The organism is Aliivibrio sifiae, assembly GCF_002954715.1.
In the GTDB taxonomy this organism is placed as follows: domain Bacteria; phylum Pseudomonadota; class Gammaproteobacteria; order Enterobacterales; family Vibrionaceae; genus Aliivibrio; species Aliivibrio sifiae.
Genome location: NZ_MSCP01000002.1, coordinates 1,078,603 through 1,094,855, shown reverse-complemented (window position 1 = coordinate 1,094,855; position 16,253 = coordinate 1,078,603). Strand labels below are relative to the sequence as shown.

Sequence of the window (16,253 nt, the reverse complement as noted above, 5' to 3'; positions counted from 1 at the left end):
ACTAAATATAAAAATATCTTTTTTTTAGAATGCTATTTATAACACTGTGTTTTAGATGAAATATAGGTATATGACTTTATTATTATCATTATTAATTGGTGGTTTTAGTTATTCTGATTTTTATAATAGTTATTATCACTATAATGCATGTCATTATGACTTTTTTGTTATTTGTGTTTTATATTAACTACCATTATTAGTATATGAGGATACAATGATTTTTGTCATCCAATTTATTGTTGAAATAAACAAGAAATTGGATCAATAAATTGATTTTAAATATCAAGTTTTTGTAAGTTATTGATTTTAAGTGAATTAAAAGTTGGCATGTCTGTTGCTATATGTACATTACAATCGTAGTGATAAACGATTTGGTGAAATTAAATACTCTTATATATAAACAATGAAAGGATAATAGAATGCCAACTCCAGCATATATGTCAATTAAAGGTCAAACTCAAGGCGATATTACTAAAGATGCATACTCTGCAGATTCAGTTGGTAATACATGGCAGGAAGCTCACGTTGATGAGTTCCTAGTTCAAGAACTTGATCACGTATTAACAGTTCCACGTGATCCACAAAGTGGTCAACCTACTGGTCAACGTGTTCACCGTCCAGTGATCGTAACTAAACAACAAGACCGTTGTTCTCCACTACTATTTAACGCTTTAGTCTCTGGCGAGAAACTGCCTGAATGTAGCATTAACTTCTACCGTACTTCTACGTCTGGTAAGCAAGAGCATTACTACACAATCAAACTGATTGATGCACTATTAGTTGATATGCAAACTCGTATGGCTCATTGCCAAGATGCTGCTACTTCTGATCGTGTTACTGAAGAAGTTCTTAAGTTCACTTACCGTGCAATTGAAGTGACTCACGAAACATGTGGTACTGCTGGTAATGATGACTGGCGTACTCCACGCGAAGCTTAATAGTCTTTGCGTTAAATAGTTAGGGCCACATTGTTGGCCCTCTTTTCATATTAGTATCAGGTAAAAGATATGGTTAGTGAGATAGAATTTAAGTTTGAAATCCTTGGAACAGAGCATGAATTTCGTGTCGAAAGCTTTAATGTAGTTGAAGAGTTATCTAAGCCTTTTCACATCAACCTATCATTACTTTCACTTGATGCAGATATTACGTTTGATGAGTTAATTAGAAAACCTGCACTTCTTAATGTGTTTGGTCAAGGGGTTGGGGTTGCTCGTCAATTTCATGGTGTGGTTAATGAAGTTCGTTACTTGGGTGAAGGACGTCGCTTTTCGCGCTATCAGGTTGTTCTAGTTCCACAATTATGGTTTTTAACGCAGCGTCAAGATTGTCGTATTTTCCAAGATAAGTCTGTTATTAATATCGTTACAGAGGTGCTTGATGAAGCTTCAGTGACTGATTACCGCTTTGATACATCAGGAATGTATTCACCTAAAGAGTATATTCTTCAATACAGAGAAAGTGATTGCCAGTTTGTCCAACGATTGTTAGCAGAACATGGATTATGGTATTACTTTGAGCATTCTAGCGCGAACCATACCATGGTTATTGTGGATAAAAATGATGCCATTGGAGATCTTGTTAATACTCCTTCAAATTCTTCTTATGTCGGTCCAATTATTTATCAGGCCGAAGGTGGGGGCAATGCAGATAGAGAGCATATTTTTGAATTAGAATCCGTGAATCGCGTTCGTACTGGTCAAGTTACTTATACTGATTACAATTATGAGCAACCTCGTATTCCTCAAAAAATGGGCACGACGGGTTTGATCGATAATGATCTCGCTTATTTTGATTTCCCTGGGCGTTATGTAGAGCCAAGCCAAGGGCAAATTCGTTCTGATGAATTAATGGCTGAAAGTGTGGTAGATAATCATCAGATTGAAGCGGTCAGTAGCGTTATGCGTTTAACTCCTGGGTATAGTTTTATATTAAATAAGCATCCGAGAACGGCACTAAATCGTGATTATACTATTTTGTCTGTGACACACAGTGGTTATGATCCGCAAGTGCATGAAGATGAAGCCAGTGGCATGCCTACCACGTATCAAAACCAATTTAGTTGTTTACCACGTGATATTGAATTTAAAGCGCCTAAGCTCCCTGCGCCAATTGTTGATGGCCCTCAAACCGCCGTAGTTGTTGGTCCTAATGGTGAAGAGATTTACACAGATAAATTAGGTCGTATTAAGGTCCAATTCCATTGGGATCGTTATGGTAATAATGATGAAAACTCTGGTTGCTGGATCCGCGTAAGTCAATCAATGGCAGCGCCAACATGGGGGGCTGTGTATTTGCCTCGTATCGGACATGAAGTAGTGGTGGCCTTTTTAGAAGGGGACCCAGATCGTCCATTAGTGACAGGGGCGGTTTATAATGGATTGCATTATCCTCCATATTCTTTGCCAGAGAATAAAACACGCACAACATTTAGAACGCAAACCCACAAGGGAACCGGTTATAACGAACTGAGTTTTGAAGATGAAGCCAATCAAGAAGAGGTTCATATTCATGCTCAAAAAGACATGTCGACAAAAGTGCTTAATAATCGTTTTAGAACCATTGGGCAGGATGAATTTTTAACTGTAGATCGTAACCAAACGAATGAAATTAAAGGCGATCATAAAGAAACCATCGAAGGTCATAAAACCACGCAAGTAAACAGCACGTTTACCGAAACGGTAGAGCAAGATGTCACGGTTAAATACAACGCAAACGAACAACAATCGGTGACGAATAACTCAACATTAGATATCGGTGATAACCGCACCACGACAATTGGTAAAAATGACGACTTAAGCATTACTGAAAACAGTAATTTATCAGTAGGGGCATCACGAACAAGCGATGTTTCTGCGGATGATAATCAAACGGTTGGTGGTAACTTAACGGTCTCCGTTCAAGGTAATACGTCTTATAAAGCAGATGGTTCAACTCAAATTATCAGTGGTAGTAAGATTGTGTTGCAAACCGGAAGCTCATCCTTAGTTATGAGCAGTGATGGCACGATTAAGTTATCAGGCAATGCGATTACTATTGAAGGTTCAAGTACCGTAACAGTGAAAGGTGGTAAGGTTGCAGTTAACTAACTCTATCGAAGTTACTGACATTCTAGACAACACTTCGCAAGCTGAATCATCAGCTTGCGTTCCTCGTTTTGGTAAAGTCATTTCTTTGCACCCAGCATTAGGTGATCGTCTTTATGTTGAATTTGATGGTCTGGCCCTAGGTACCTCCGTTCTTGCCAAAATAGGACGACAATTTAGAAAGTCTGAATTAGAAACAGCAATTGAAAGTGGCTTGACGTGTCGTATTGAATTTCTTAATGGTGATCTTTCTCTTCCTGTGCTTACAGACATTTTTTTCTCATTATTAGATGATGATCAGCCGATGATTTTAAGAGCTAAATCTTTAATCATTGAAACCGAAGATGAATTAATTCTTAAAAGCGGTGAGACAAAAACCAGATACAGCGGTCGGGATGGGCGAGTAACTACTAATGCGAAATACATTACTTCGCAAGCAGAGAAGGCCCAAAAAATTCAAGGCTCAACGATCGCAATTAATTAGAGTGATGTATGAATCAATATCGTTATTTAGTTGAAGATGTAAAAAATGCCTTATCTGATATGGATAAAGCTGCAGCCTATGCGATTATCCAACAATCTCAAGAAGCATTAAGTGATTTTTCAACCGCTAAGATTGAGTTTTTACAAAATAAAGCCATTTTAGCGGCTGAAAGCATGTCGTTTTGCATTAAACAGCAATACCGTTTTCATCAACAAGGATACCCTTCTTTAAATGTTGATTATTTATCGCTACTACAAACACAACTAGCGTCTTTTTTATCTGTTTTTGTTGCCTTGCACCGTATCTCTCCTGCGTTTGTATATTGCATCTATGATGAGTTTCCCGAAGTATTGGCGTGGTTATGTTTGGATGAATCACTTACACAAGAAGACAAAAGAACGACCTTGATAGGGCTTTCTATCATTGATGATCTTGATGGTAGCTTAAGCATGGGATTGCTACTTCGTTCAAATACGTCTGGTTTAGATAAAATATTAGCAAGGTTGGTGGAAGGAAAATCCAAAGCAAGTGAACATTATGTTCGTTGTTTAGTATTGAGACAACGTGTGAGCGTGTCTTTAATTAAGCACTGGTTATCAATGTCATTTCTTCCTGAAGCTTATTTACACTCCCAACTTGCACTGTCTAATGTAGATAGCAGCATCGAATGGTTAGATGAAGGGCGATCTTATGATCTTACTTTATTTGAGCAATTAGTGCTAAAAGAGGATAGAGCGACTTGGTTTCGCCAACAATATTCACCGGATTCATTACCATCGGAAGAGATTGCTACTTATTCAATCTTGTTGAATTTAAAAGAATTTAGTGAATTTGATATTCAGCATGTTCATGCGCCATTTCATCTTATGCTGTCTGGTGAAACCGCGTTAGTCGCTGATATTGTCTCTTATATGAATTCACTTGATGATATTGAAGGTATGCAGTGGTGTGAGGCATTGTTTACGGTATATGGCGAGCGCTTGCCATTATTGCCATCAGCGATCGGAAGTAGCATGGATTGGGATTATGCATTGTCGTTGTTAAATCAATGGGTTTATGAAGAAAAACATGACAGTCATTATCCATTAAGATTGGGTCAACGTTTATCTTTTGATTCGTCAATCGAGGCCTTAAAAAGCCCAGAGATAAGTGCGAATTTTCGAACTTGGTTATGGCGTGAAGTATGTATATTAAGTCGTGTCCATTTTCATTGGCATCCACAATTAAGCATTCAGCAACAATCACGTTTACTCGATAATATTAGTCATATTGATCTCGTCCGAGAACGTTTTAATCTGAGAGGAAAACATGCAGCTTTGGGATATTGAGCAACATGACTCATACGCTTTAAAAGGCCGATTCCAACGTGACCGTCAAGGCCATGAGGTGTGGGTATTAAGTATGAAAAGAGCATGGGTTTGGTTAGAAGGACGCTGGGTAGAAGAAGAGACACCAGCCATTATCAATGATGACCCTATCTACACTGGTGACGCTGGTTTTTCTGCCATGATTTCAGACCATGACTTCCCAATACATAAAAAAAATACCGATGTGTTGGTGTATGGAAAAGCAAAAACATACGCAAAAAAGCCGATGAATAGCCATACTTGCCGTCTGTTAATTGATGAACATATAGATAAATCATTAACTATTATTGGTGAGCGTCAATGGATAGATCACAGTGGCAGTTTAACGGTTTCGTCAGCAAAACCCTTCATTGAACGAGACATTGATTATACCCACGCTATCGGAGGGGATGAGAGAAACCGTCTTGGTTCAGGCATTGCCGATACGAATGAAGAACTGGCCAGTATGAAAGTGCCTTCTGTATTTTATGTGGGGCAAAATTGGCAAGCAAATAGTAATAAAGTTCAAGTCGCAGGCTTTGGACCTTTACCTCCTTTTTTCTCTGAGCGAAGTCGATGGGCAGGAACATTTGATGAGAGATGGCAGGAAGAACGTCGTCCTTTGTGGCCAATTGACTTTGATGACCGATTCTATCAATCGGCACCTAGCGATCAGCAATGTAAAGGCTATCTTATTGGCGGAGAACGTTTAATGGTGAGTGGGTTTTGTCATGATGATGCCTTGTCATTTCGAATTCCTACAGAGAAATATCAAGCGACAGTCACCTTTCAAGATAAAGAAGAGATCTCGCTAATGCCTATATACACTGTTTGGATTGATGCGAATAAAAAACGAGTAGAAGTGATTTATACCGCCTCTTTTCATTGTCAGGATCGTGAACATTTACTTACATCATCTCGTCTAGAGGAAGTGTCATCATGAATCAACGGTATGGACAATTTGTTCTTGATAGTGAAATCGCCACATCGACGGGCATGAATGTAGAACTTGCCATTGCCGTTGCTAAAGCCGATATTGATCGTTTTTCAACCTATGAAAATGATGGTGATAAATACACCATTGCTGAACTTGATTATATAAAAGCGGATGACTTATTTGAAAAAACAAAGCAATTGCTCATTGAAGTATTGGTTCCGGTATTAGAACGATTACACATTTCATTAAAGCCATTACCATTACTGCTTTCTATTCCAGCTTCGCTTTCTCGTCACGATATTCGAGACTGGTTGAGTGAGAGCGAATACAGTGCGTATTTATCTAATATCACTATAAGTAAACATCAAGGCAATTTATTTATGGCTGAATGTTTACAAAGTTTAGATGAGCCAGATGCTGTCCTATGTATCGCTGTTGATAGTCCACTCAGCGAGATAGAGATCTTAATTGAAAATAGACAGGTTATGAGTGCGAAAAATCCGTGGGGTATGATCCCAAGTGAAGGGGCAGCAGGGATGGTATTAACAAAACGTAATGTCATAGATACATTAAAGATAGCGCCTCAATCCCAACTTATGTATATGGGATTTGATAAAGCATCAGAAGATCGAAGAGGGTGTTCTCGTCTAATTAGACAAGCGTGTAAATCACACTCTAACCTAGGTGTTGTGTATAGTGATATGACAAACCAACGTGCTCATGTTGAAGATTATGGGTTTGCTATTGGAGCAAGAAGTGAAGCATTGCCAAATGCGCAGGAAATAAATTTAACCAATGAATATTGGGGAACATTAGGTGGAGCCTCTGGCATCGCAACAATAGCATCAATGAATTATCTTCATGACAATGAGACTCTTGCTAGTTTATTTCTGTTCGATCAATTTAATACTCGTTCGTTATTAATATTCAAACCGATAAAATAATAATATTTATGTGGTGGCGTTTTTTCTATATTTCTAGGCACTTTAACTAAAAGGCTAGAGATAGTGTTCGTTTTGTTTTACAGCATTGAAAAACCATACACTAACTCATTAAAATCAAGCCTCATTAATTCGGTTTGGTATAAAGAGTATAATAAGTGTCTAAACAGCAGGGATCAGCTAACGAATTTATTAACCAGTTAGTTGTAAAAGCGATCGAAAAAAAGAAAAAATATGAGCAATCATTGGCTGAAAAAAATAAGCCAAGGCTAGAGCACGTATTATTTTCGCAATTCGATGTATTAGATACTATAGAATCTAAGAATACTAAAACGACGCTGTATCACCTAGCAAAAAAGGGTGAACCAGAGAAACAGATCTGCTGTAAGGTATTGAATGAAAACGCGCCAGAGTACGCTCGTTCAATGTTTATCGCAGAAGCAACACACCTTGAAGTATCACAACATCCAAGCACTGCTGAATTTATTAAACTAGGGAATGAATTCGATCGCCCTTATTTTATGTATAAATGGATTAAAGGTGAATCTTTATCTGAGAAACTCTCTCGACATAATAATAAAGGCTTTCGTCATGACCATGTTGCCTGGTTAATATACCAATTAGCGGGTGCATTGGAATATATGCATACCAAGGGTGTATGCCATTTAGATATTAAACCTTCTAATATTATTGTGTGTGAAGATGATGGTATTAAGCTTATTGATTTCGGTGCAGCCCAATATTCAGGAGAAGGTAAAGAATATTCTGAAGCAAGCTTATCTTATGCGTCCCCATTATTTTTAGAAACAGGAAAGTCCGATCCTCAAGACGATGTTTATTCAATGGCAATACTGACGTGTTGCTTATTTATTGGGTATACAGAAAACTCTGATTGGAAAGCAATTCTCACGCAACGAAAAAGACCGTACCAAATTCCAAAGTCAGTGTGGTTATTGCTGCGCTTGATTGTAAAAAAGCCGCGAGGCCATAAGTTAACACCCATTGCCTTTGCTCAAGCATTAGCAAAAATTGATATTGATGCCATGCGTACCAGTAATCATGCGCCAATTTTTACACGATTACGCAATGCAGATTTGGTATTACGAAAAGAAAACAGTTTTGAGCCTTTACGTCTCGGCATGTTTAAGTATTTAGAAGTGGCGCTGATTGCAAGTGTTCTCGTTATTACTGGCGCAATGCTATCTAGTTATCTACTGCCACAAACTGCACCAGTGATTGGAACATCAAAAATAAAACCGGCACAGATGGCAGCCTTCTTAACAAAGCCGCCATGGGAAATCACAACTGCACTAGATGATAATGAAGCCGATTTATTAGCATTAGCACCTTATAGAGAGGCTGTTGATGTTAAAAATAATCAAATTGAGTTTTGGTATAACAAAGAAAAAGACAATTTGATGAAGCGACGTGAAAGTGAAGAGCGTCAAAGACAAGAGCTTAGTTCGATAAGAAAAGACATGGTCGCTCTGAATGACCATCTTAACCGCAATGCTGTTATCTCATCTTCTGTGAATCGACGTTTAAGTAAGTTAATGAAAGGATTGAATAACTTAATGTTAGAGCGTCAGAAATACACATATTCACTGGGCAAAGAAGATCAAGCTTTGGCTGATATTATGATGTCTGGGGACTCAAAAGATGTTGAAAAATATCTACGCACTGAATGGATGAAAACACAGGCTGAATCTTATTTTTATGCTTATGTACTTCCGAAAGAAATTCTAAATAAAGTGTTCGAGTCCGTAAATAAAAACGCTGAAAATCATTTTTATTCAAAAGCAATTGATGAAATAAATCAAACCATCACGCTTTTTGGCGACACTGTAGAACTGACGTCTAAAAAAACAGAATTAATAATTGAACGCAGTGAGTACGTGCTCTTTGGTACGGTGACCGGTGAGCTAATGTTTAAAAGCGATAAGCTTAATACTGCATTATCAGACTTGCATGAAAACGCGCCATCTCGCTTCAAAGAAGTGTCACTGTTATTAAAAAATCTAGCAAGAGAGTCGCTTGAACAAAGCTTTCAGCAAGATGTTCCCGCTGAAGGTGCACTTGCGATAGAGAAAGCCTTAAATGCTTATCAAAAACAGGTAACACTCTAATGGCAATGAATTTTGATATTGAGACACTTTTAAAACCGATCAATGAAACGTCTCCCTCTGGTGAAGAAGCGAAATATGAATTCTGTTATGAGCTAATGGAATTTGAGATCAAAAAGTTTGGTTCATTGTTTGGTGAAACGGTTGATTGGAAAATTGTTGAAGCGAACGCAACTGAAGTATTAACCACTTATAGTAAAGATTTAAAAGCCATTTGTTACTTAACTCGAGCGTTGATCGAAAGAGAAGGGTTTGACGGGTTTGAAACCGGACTCTCGTTACTTTTACAAAGTTTAACGACGTTTAGTGATGGATTATATCCACGACGAAAACGCGCAAGAGACGGTGCAATAGAATGGTTTATTTCTCAAATTGAAAGCGTATTACCAAAATTAAATACTGCGGCAGTGTCGTGGGAGCAAGGGTCGGTGTGTTTAACCTTAATTTCTGAGATTGATGATAAATATAAAGATGCATTTTCAGACTCAGATGTAGAGTTCTTTGTTGTTCGTTCTGCGGTTAACGCCATTATGGAGCGTTTACCACAAACAGGAGAAGGAGCCGTAACGGCTTTTGTTCAAGACGTGAAGCAACCAGATGTGGTTGAGACGGTTATTGAACAAGTACCTAAAGCGGTGACTCCAACACCAATGAAAAGACAAGAATCGATGAGACAAGAAGTCGATATTGATACAGATTTTTCAAGTCCTAGTGCATCAAAAAGAACGCTAAAAAAAGTTGCTGAGTTTATGCTTCATTCTAATATTGGGGCTTCTTTGGCTTATCGTTTACATCGTCATTCTACCTGGTGTGATGTGGATGAATTACCTCCGCACGATAATGAGAAAAAAACACCGATAAGCCTAGCAGTATCACAAGATCAGCTTTCCGAATATAAAGAAAAAGCAAAGCAAGAAACCGATCCTGAAGTGATTAAACGTCTTGAAAAAACGTTGACTGATGCACCTTTTTGGTTAAGTGGTCATCATCTTATGTATCAGATGTTGAACAATCTAGGTCATGAGTCTGCGGCTGAAGCTGTTAAACAAGAAACCGTATTATTTACTCAAGAATTAAACGGTGTTGAAGAACTAATGTTTGCCAATTCAGTGCCTTTTGCTGACGAAGCAACCCTAAAATGGCTGGCATCACGCACTGCGATTACCCCCGCGGCGTTGGTGCCAATGCCTTTTGAATTAACAGATGAGGAAACCTTATCTGAAGGTGATATTACCTTAGCGACATTAGGTGATTATGTTTCCACCATTGCTCAAAGTTTAACGACCGATACGTCTGGACGTGGGCAGTTTATGTTGCAATTGAAATTAATAAAAGCGTACCACCTCGTAGGCTTGCTTCCTTTGTGCTTACCTTATATTGAAAAAATATGGGCGGTAAGAGAAGAAATAAATTTAATGAGTTGGGAGCCTCATTTATGTAATCAGCTTGATACGTTGGTTGAGAAAACAATGACGGAAATGTATCCATCTAAGGATTTGATTCCTGAAAAATACCAACAATGGCTAACCATTAATAACAAATAAATAGACGAAAATAAGGAAGAATTATGTCCCGCGATGGCTCGGTTGCTCCTAAAGAGCGAATTAATATACGTTATGTCCCTGCGACAGGCGATGTGCAAGAAGATGTTGAATTACCGCTAAGTATGATGGTCGTTGGTGACTTTACTGCTCGTGCTGATGAGACGCCAATTGAAGATCGTACTCCAATCAATATTGATAAAGATAACTTCAATGATGTATTGGAAGGCTACTCTCCAAACGTAAAAGTAAACGTAAGTAATGAACTAAGTGGTGAAGAAGGTGCTCAACTTGGTGTTGACCTTACGTTTAACAGCATGAAAGATTTCTCACCAGAAGCTATCGCTAAAAGTGTACCTGAATTAAATGGTTTACTTGAACTGCGTGAAGCACTTGTTGCCTTGAAAGGCCCACTAGGAAACGTACCAGCATTTCGTAAGAAAATTGCTGCAGTACTTCAAGATGAAGAAGCTCGTCAAAAGTTACTTGAAGAGCTAAATCTTGGTGCAGATAAAGAAGAAAAGGCTGAGTAGAGGGTATTATGACAACAGAAGCACAAGCTCCCGAACAAGAAGCAACATTGGTTGAATCCGGTTCGTTATTAGACAGTATTCTTAATGAAACGCGTTTAAAGCCAAGTGATGAAGGTTTTGATGTCGCTAAACGTGGCGTAGAAGCATTCATCGGTGAATTGTTAAGCAGCAAAAATAGCGACAGTAAAGTTGAGCAATCATTAGTTGATTTAATGATTTCTGAGATTGACCAAAAACTGTCTAAGCAAGTGGATGCTATTCTTCACAATGAAGAGGTTCAAGCAATTGAATCAACATGGCGTGGTTTGAAATACCTTGTTGATCACACTGATTTCCGTGAAAATATTCAAATTGAATTGATTTCAGCAAAAAAAGACGAAGTATTGGATGACTTTGAAGATGCTCCAGAAGTGGTTAAATCTGGTCTTTATAAGCAAATCTATACACGTGAATATGGCCAATTTGGTGGTAAACCAGTTGGTGCTGTTATTTGTGATTTCCAAATGTCTGCATCATCACCTGATGTGAAACTAATGGAATACATGGCGAATGTAGGTGCAATGTCTCATGCACCATTCATCACATCAGCATCGGCTCAGTTTTTTGGTTTAGATAGCTATGAAGATCTACCAAACCTGAAAGATCTTAAGTCTGTATTTGAAGGTCCTCAGTATACTAAATGGCGCGGTTTCCGTGAGCATGAAGATGCACGTTATGTGGGTCTTTGTACTTCACGTATGATGTTACGTACACCGTATTCAGTAGAAGACAACCCAATCAAAGCATTTGATTATGATGAACATGTTAAAGATGGTCATGATAACTACCTTTGGGGTAACTCTGCCTACGCAATGGCGTCTAAAATCAGTGAATCATTTGCAAAATATCGTTGGTGTCCGAATATTATCGGTCCACAAAGTGGCGGTACGGTTGCTGACTTACCTGTTTATAATTACGAATCTATGGGTCAAATCGAAACTAAGATCCCAACAGAGATCTTAATTTCAGACCGTCGTGAATACGAACTAGCAGAAGAAGGCTTTATTGCACTTACTATGCGTAAAGGTTCTGATAATGCAGCGTTCTTCTCTGCAAACTCAGTACAAAAAGCAAAAGTATTCCCGAATACACCAGAAGGTAAGCAAGCTGAAATGAACTACAAGTTAGGTATTCAATTGCCATACATGTTCATTATCAACCGTTTAGCTCATTACATCAAAGTACTGCAACGTGAACAAATTGGTTCATGGAAAGAGCGCTCTGATCTAGAAATTGAATTAAACAAGTGGATCCGTCAATACGTATCTGATCAAGAGAACCCACCAGCAGAAGTACGCGGCCGTCGTCCATTACGTGCTGCAAAACTGGAAGTATCTGAAGTTGAAGGCGATCCAGGTTGGTACAAAGTATCAATGTCTGTACGTCCGCATTTCAAATACATGGGTGCAAGCTTTGACTTGTCACTAGTTGGTAAATTAGATCAGAACTAATTTATCTCTGCATATAAGCGATCAGGTTGATCTGATCGCTTATTTTTTAAGAAGTCATTATGGAAAAAGGTTACCGGCTTTTAGAGCGAATTGAATTGGGTGAGCCTAAAAACTGCTATGAAAAAGTGGTCTCCCACAAACATCTTATAGAATCAATTCATCTTCACCTTGCTGATTTACTGAATACTCATGCAGGGAATGCCATGATAGATAATGAATACGGACTGCCTGATTTTAATGATGTGTTATCAAATAACACGAATTTGGTTCGTAACATTCAACAAAATATTCGAACATCAATTGAAAAATTTGAACCAAGACTGAAAAATGTTGAAGTTCATTATCGCCAAGATAATCATAACCCACTGCAACTAAGCTTTGGTATTGGCGGAGAAGTCATGCACAACGGGGGTAAAGTCCCTATGTCAATTAACATATTCATGGGCGTCGATGGACAGTTTAACGTTTAGTAGGAGAGAGTAGTGAGTAACAGTAAGTATTTTCAAGATGAGCTGGCTTATTTAAAAGAAGCAGGCAGTGAATTTGCAAAATATCACCCTAAGCTGACTAACTTCTTATCTGAAGGGACATTTGATCCCGATGTGGAGCGTTTACTTGAAGGTTTTGCTTTTTTAACCGGTCGTGTTCGTGAAAAAATTGACGATGAACTGCCAGAATTAACTCAGTCATTAATCTCATTGCTTTGGCCTCATTATATGCGTTCAGTGCCTTCAATGTGTATTAGTGAATTGACTCCTCATTCAGGAAGTGTGACAGAAAAGACCGTCGTAAAACGTGGTGCCGAAATGGCAAGTGAACAAGTTGAAGGCACTCAGTGTCTATTTAGAACTTGTTATGATGTCGCTTTATACCCTCTTAGTATTCAACAAATAGAGCAAAACAACAGCCGCACAAACTCTTCTCTTCACGTAACGTTAGCGGCAAATAACGGTTTGGAACTGTCTCGTATAAAACTAGACACATTACGTTTTCATTTAAACGGTGAGCAGCACATTACTCGCAGTTTATATCTTTGGTTATTCCGTTATTTAGAATATGTAGAGTTAGATGTTGGTGGTGGTTATAAACATCGTATTCGAGCCGATCAAGTCGTCCCTGTAGGCTTTGGTGATGATGAAGCGATTTTACCATACAGTAAAAACTCATTTTCAGGTTATCGATTATTACAAGAGTATTTCTCATTACCTGATAAATTTATGTTTTTTGATATTAAAGGCCTTGAATGGCTAAACGGCATACCACAGCGCAGTACCGTTAAATTGTCTTTTGTTTTCTCACGTGCATTGCCTTCTGAAGTGGTTCTAAAAGACAAGCATTTAAAATTGCATTGTACACCTGCAGTGAATTTATTTGAACAAGATGGTGATCCTATTCGTCTTGATCACCAACGTAATGACTATAAAGTTCGTCCTCAAAGTTCAAATCAAGAGCACTATGAAGTTTACTCAGTTGAAAATGTTGAAAGTTGGAGTAAAGCAGAGCGTCGTAGAAAGAAACTCATTGAATTTGAATCGTTTGAACATCAAATAAATCAGCGTGATAAACGAGATTTTTATAAAACAAAAGTCAGCGAAAGAATTAATGGGAGAGGGCTAGAGCGCTATATCTCTTTCCACTCACACAACAACCAAATATCGGATTTAGGCACAGAAACGGTATTGCTTAAATTAGTGTGCAGTAATGCGGATCTTGCAGAACGTTTGTCTGTGGGGGATGTTATCTATACCACCCATAAATCACCAACCTATGCCACGTTTAGCAATATAACAAAGCCGACTCAGTCAGTCAGCCCACAGGTCAATGGGGAGTTACAATGGCAGCTTATTGCGAATATGTCGTTGAACTATTTATCACTCGCTAATATCGATGTGTTAAAGGTATTACTCTCAACCTATGATTTCCATTCTCGTGTTGATAGGCAGGCTCACAGGGCGTCTATACACCGTCTTGATGGTATTCGGTCCGCAAGTATGAATCCAACAGATAGAGTCTTTCGTGGTGTCGCTATTCGTGGTGTTAAGTTTAAGGTTGCGATGAACTCAACATACTTTGTTAACGAAGGAGATATGTACTTACTCGCCAGCATTTTGAATGAGTTTATTCGATTGTATTCTAGTATTAATTCATTTACCGAGCTTGAAGTGTTTGATGAAGATACGGGCGAAGAATATGAATGGCCGAGCTTAACTGGGCAACAGACAATATTATGATTGAATATATTGTTAATAAACCTTGTGAGTACAGCTTTTTCCAAGCGGTATCTTTACTGGAAAAACACTATCAAAACTTCCCTGGTATTGAATTTAATGCGATTGGTGAAAATCAGTACGTAAAAAATGAGTACATACAGTTTAGTGTGTCACCTAAGTTAAGTTTCCCTAAAAGCGATATAGAATTCATCGCTCAGATTGAACGTAATGAACAGGTGTATACGCAAATTGAGGTGAACTTCCTTGGTTTGCATGGTTCAAGTTCTCCGCTACCAGCATCTTATACAGAAAAGTTGGCAGGGCGAGATAGTGACGATAATCCAGTAAAAGATTTCTTTGATTTCTTTCATCATCGTTATATCAGCATGCTTTATCGGGTGTGGAAAAAATATCGTTATCATATTCAATATCAAAGCGATGCGACGGATCCATTTTCAGGAAGATTGTTACATTTAGTTGGGTTATCGAGTGTAATTCAAGAAAATAATGATGTTGATTTAGATAGAGCGAAATTACTTTCCTATGTAAATCAATTATCGACGCGTACTCGTTCACCAAAGCTTGTTTCTGGTATCGTTTCCCATTACTTTTCACTGCCCAATGTTTACATTGAAGAGTGGGTATATCGTCGAGTGACGATTGCCGATTCACAACGTAATAAATTGAATCAAAAGAACTGTCAATTAGGGAATGATTTGCACCTAGGAAAGAGCATGGCGGACCTTACCGGTAAGTTTAATTTATGTATTGATGATATTGATTTTGATACGTATACCAACTTTTTACCAGGAGGACGACTGCATAAAACGTTAATAGGGCTAATGAAGTTTATCTTATGTGACCCAATGGCATGGGACCTTAAGTTAACGGTTAAGAACAATAGTATTCCTAAGAACGAATTAGGGGATGGTGTTGGGAATGTGTTAGGTCAAACGTATTGGCTAGGGAATATCGATAAGGAGGATACAGTAATTAAAATTGTTGGCAGTAATTAAAAATAGAAAACGAACAATAAGTTGGCGCTTATTATTCGCTTTCTATAATAATTAAAGTGACTTAGAAATACTTATCGGCAAACAGGCTGATGTAAAACGATAGTACTCTTCACTTCTTTAATGCCCGATATCGATTCAATTTCACTAGAGAGATAATGAATTCGATGTAAATCGGGCGCTTCAATCAGAGAAATAATGTCGTAAGTCCCACCAACAATGCTGGTCATTTTTACTTCAGGGATTTCTTTTAGTGCTTCTGATACACCGTCCTTTTGTCCTATCACACACGAAATTAGCAAGTAGCAAGAGGCATGATTCTCGCTATTGATTCGTATTTGGGCAGTATACCCTTTTATAACCCCTGTCTTTTCTAAGCGATTAATCCGTTCAGCAACGGCTGTGCGAGACAGCCCAACATTACGTGATAAATTCGCAATAGACTCTCTACCATTCGATAATAGATTGGAGATAATTCTCCGATCTAATTTATCTAAGTCCTGTAGATTCATCTTTGACATGTTAATCCCTGCCTTAATTTTCTATTTATTG

General features: G+C 38.2%; 14 protein-coding genes. 13 read left to right on the top strand and 1 reads right to left on the bottom strand.

The annotated features are described in order from the left end of the window. Window positions 1-419: 419 nt before the first annotated feature. The 13 genes from BTO23_RS16110 to tssG all read left to right on the top strand — a co-directional run bounded on the left by BTO23_RS16110 (window position 420) and on the right by tssG (window position 15,704). Window positions 420-938 carry an Hcp family type VI secretion system effector gene (locus BTO23_RS16110; RefSeq protein ID WP_060992961.1) on the top strand — a complete coding sequence of 173 codons (519 nt, stop codon included), beginning with the start codon at window positions 420-422 and terminating at the stop codon, window positions 936-938. Window positions 939-1,007: 69 nt separating this feature from the next. Further along, a complete protein-coding gene (locus tag BTO23_RS16105) occupies window positions 1,008-3,086 on the top strand; it encodes a type VI secretion system Vgr family protein (RefSeq protein WP_105064017.1) in 2,079 nt (692 codons plus the stop codon). Next, on the top strand, window positions 3,073-3,567 hold the full coding sequence (locus BTO23_RS16100; protein ID WP_081092825.1) for a hypothetical protein: 495 nt from the start codon (window positions 3,073-3,075) through the stop codon (window positions 3,565-3,567). The genes BTO23_RS16105 and BTO23_RS16100 overlap by 14 nt, the downstream gene beginning before the upstream one ends. Before the next feature lie 8 nt (window positions 3,568-3,575). Beyond that, window positions 3,576-4,895, top strand: coding sequence for a hypothetical protein (locus BTO23_RS16095; protein WP_061004496.1), 1,320 nt, complete (start codon window positions 3,576-3,578; stop codon window positions 4,893-4,895). Beyond that, complete coding sequence (locus BTO23_RS16090; RefSeq protein ID WP_061004497.1) at window positions 4,876-5,856, top strand: DUF2169 family type VI secretion system accessory protein; 981 nt, start codon at window positions 4,876-4,878, stop codon at window positions 5,854-5,856. Before BTO23_RS16095 ends, BTO23_RS16090 begins: the two co-directional genes overlap by 20 nt. Continuing rightward, window positions 5,853-6,794 (top strand): hypothetical protein, encoded by a 942-nt coding sequence (locus BTO23_RS16085; protein WP_060992965.1) that lies wholly within the window; start codon window positions 5,853-5,855, stop codon window positions 6,792-6,794. Before BTO23_RS16090 ends, BTO23_RS16085 begins: the two co-directional genes overlap by 4 nt. A 155-nt stretch (window positions 6,795-6,949) precedes the next feature. After that, a complete protein-coding gene (locus BTO23_RS16080) occupies window positions 6,950-8,917 on the top strand; it encodes a protein kinase domain-containing protein (protein WP_061004498.1) in 1,968 nt (655 codons plus the stop codon). 5 nt (window positions 8,918-8,922) lie between these two features. Further along, window positions 8,923-10,458, top strand: coding sequence for a type VI secretion system protein TssA (tssA, locus tag BTO23_RS16075; RefSeq protein ID WP_170066778.1), 1,536 nt, complete (start codon window positions 8,923-8,925; stop codon window positions 10,456-10,458). A 23-nt stretch (window positions 10,459-10,481) separates the two neighbouring features. Further along, window positions 10,482-10,988: a type VI secretion system contractile sheath small subunit gene (gene tssB / locus BTO23_RS16070; protein ID WP_060992967.1), complete on the top strand. Its 507-nt coding sequence runs from the start codon at window positions 10,482-10,484 to the stop codon at window positions 10,986-10,988. A gap of 8 nt (window positions 10,989-10,996) precedes the next feature. Continuing rightward, window positions 10,997-12,478, top strand: a complete 1,482-nt coding sequence (tssC, locus tag BTO23_RS16065; RefSeq protein ID WP_061004499.1) for a type VI secretion system contractile sheath large subunit — start codon at window positions 10,997-10,999, stop codon at window positions 12,476-12,478. 59 nt (window positions 12,479-12,537) lie between these two features. Next, window positions 12,538-12,948 (top strand): type VI secretion system baseplate subunit TssE, encoded by a 411-nt coding sequence (gene tssE / locus BTO23_RS16060; protein WP_060992969.1) that lies wholly within the window; start codon window positions 12,538-12,540, stop codon window positions 12,946-12,948. Window positions 12,949-12,960: 12 nt separating this feature from the next. Continuing rightward, window positions 12,961-14,709 carry a type VI secretion system baseplate subunit TssF gene (gene tssF / locus BTO23_RS16055; RefSeq protein ID WP_061004500.1) on the top strand — a complete coding sequence of 583 codons (1,749 nt, stop codon included), beginning with the start codon at window positions 12,961-12,963 and terminating at the stop codon, window positions 14,707-14,709. Then, on the top strand, window positions 14,706-15,704 hold the full coding sequence (gene tssG / locus BTO23_RS16050) for a type VI secretion system baseplate subunit TssG (protein ID WP_061004502.1): 999 nt from the start codon (window positions 14,706-14,708) through the stop codon (window positions 15,702-15,704). Before tssF ends, tssG begins: the two co-directional genes overlap by 4 nt. Before the next feature lie 71 nt (window positions 15,705-15,775). Here the strand turns inward: tssG and BTO23_RS16045 are convergent, their stop codons facing one another. Next, window positions 15,776-16,222, bottom strand: coding sequence for an Lrp/AsnC family transcriptional regulator (locus BTO23_RS16045; protein WP_061004503.1), 447 nt, complete (start codon window positions 16,220-16,222; stop codon window positions 15,776-15,778). Window positions 16,223-16,253 lie beyond the last annotated feature (31 nt).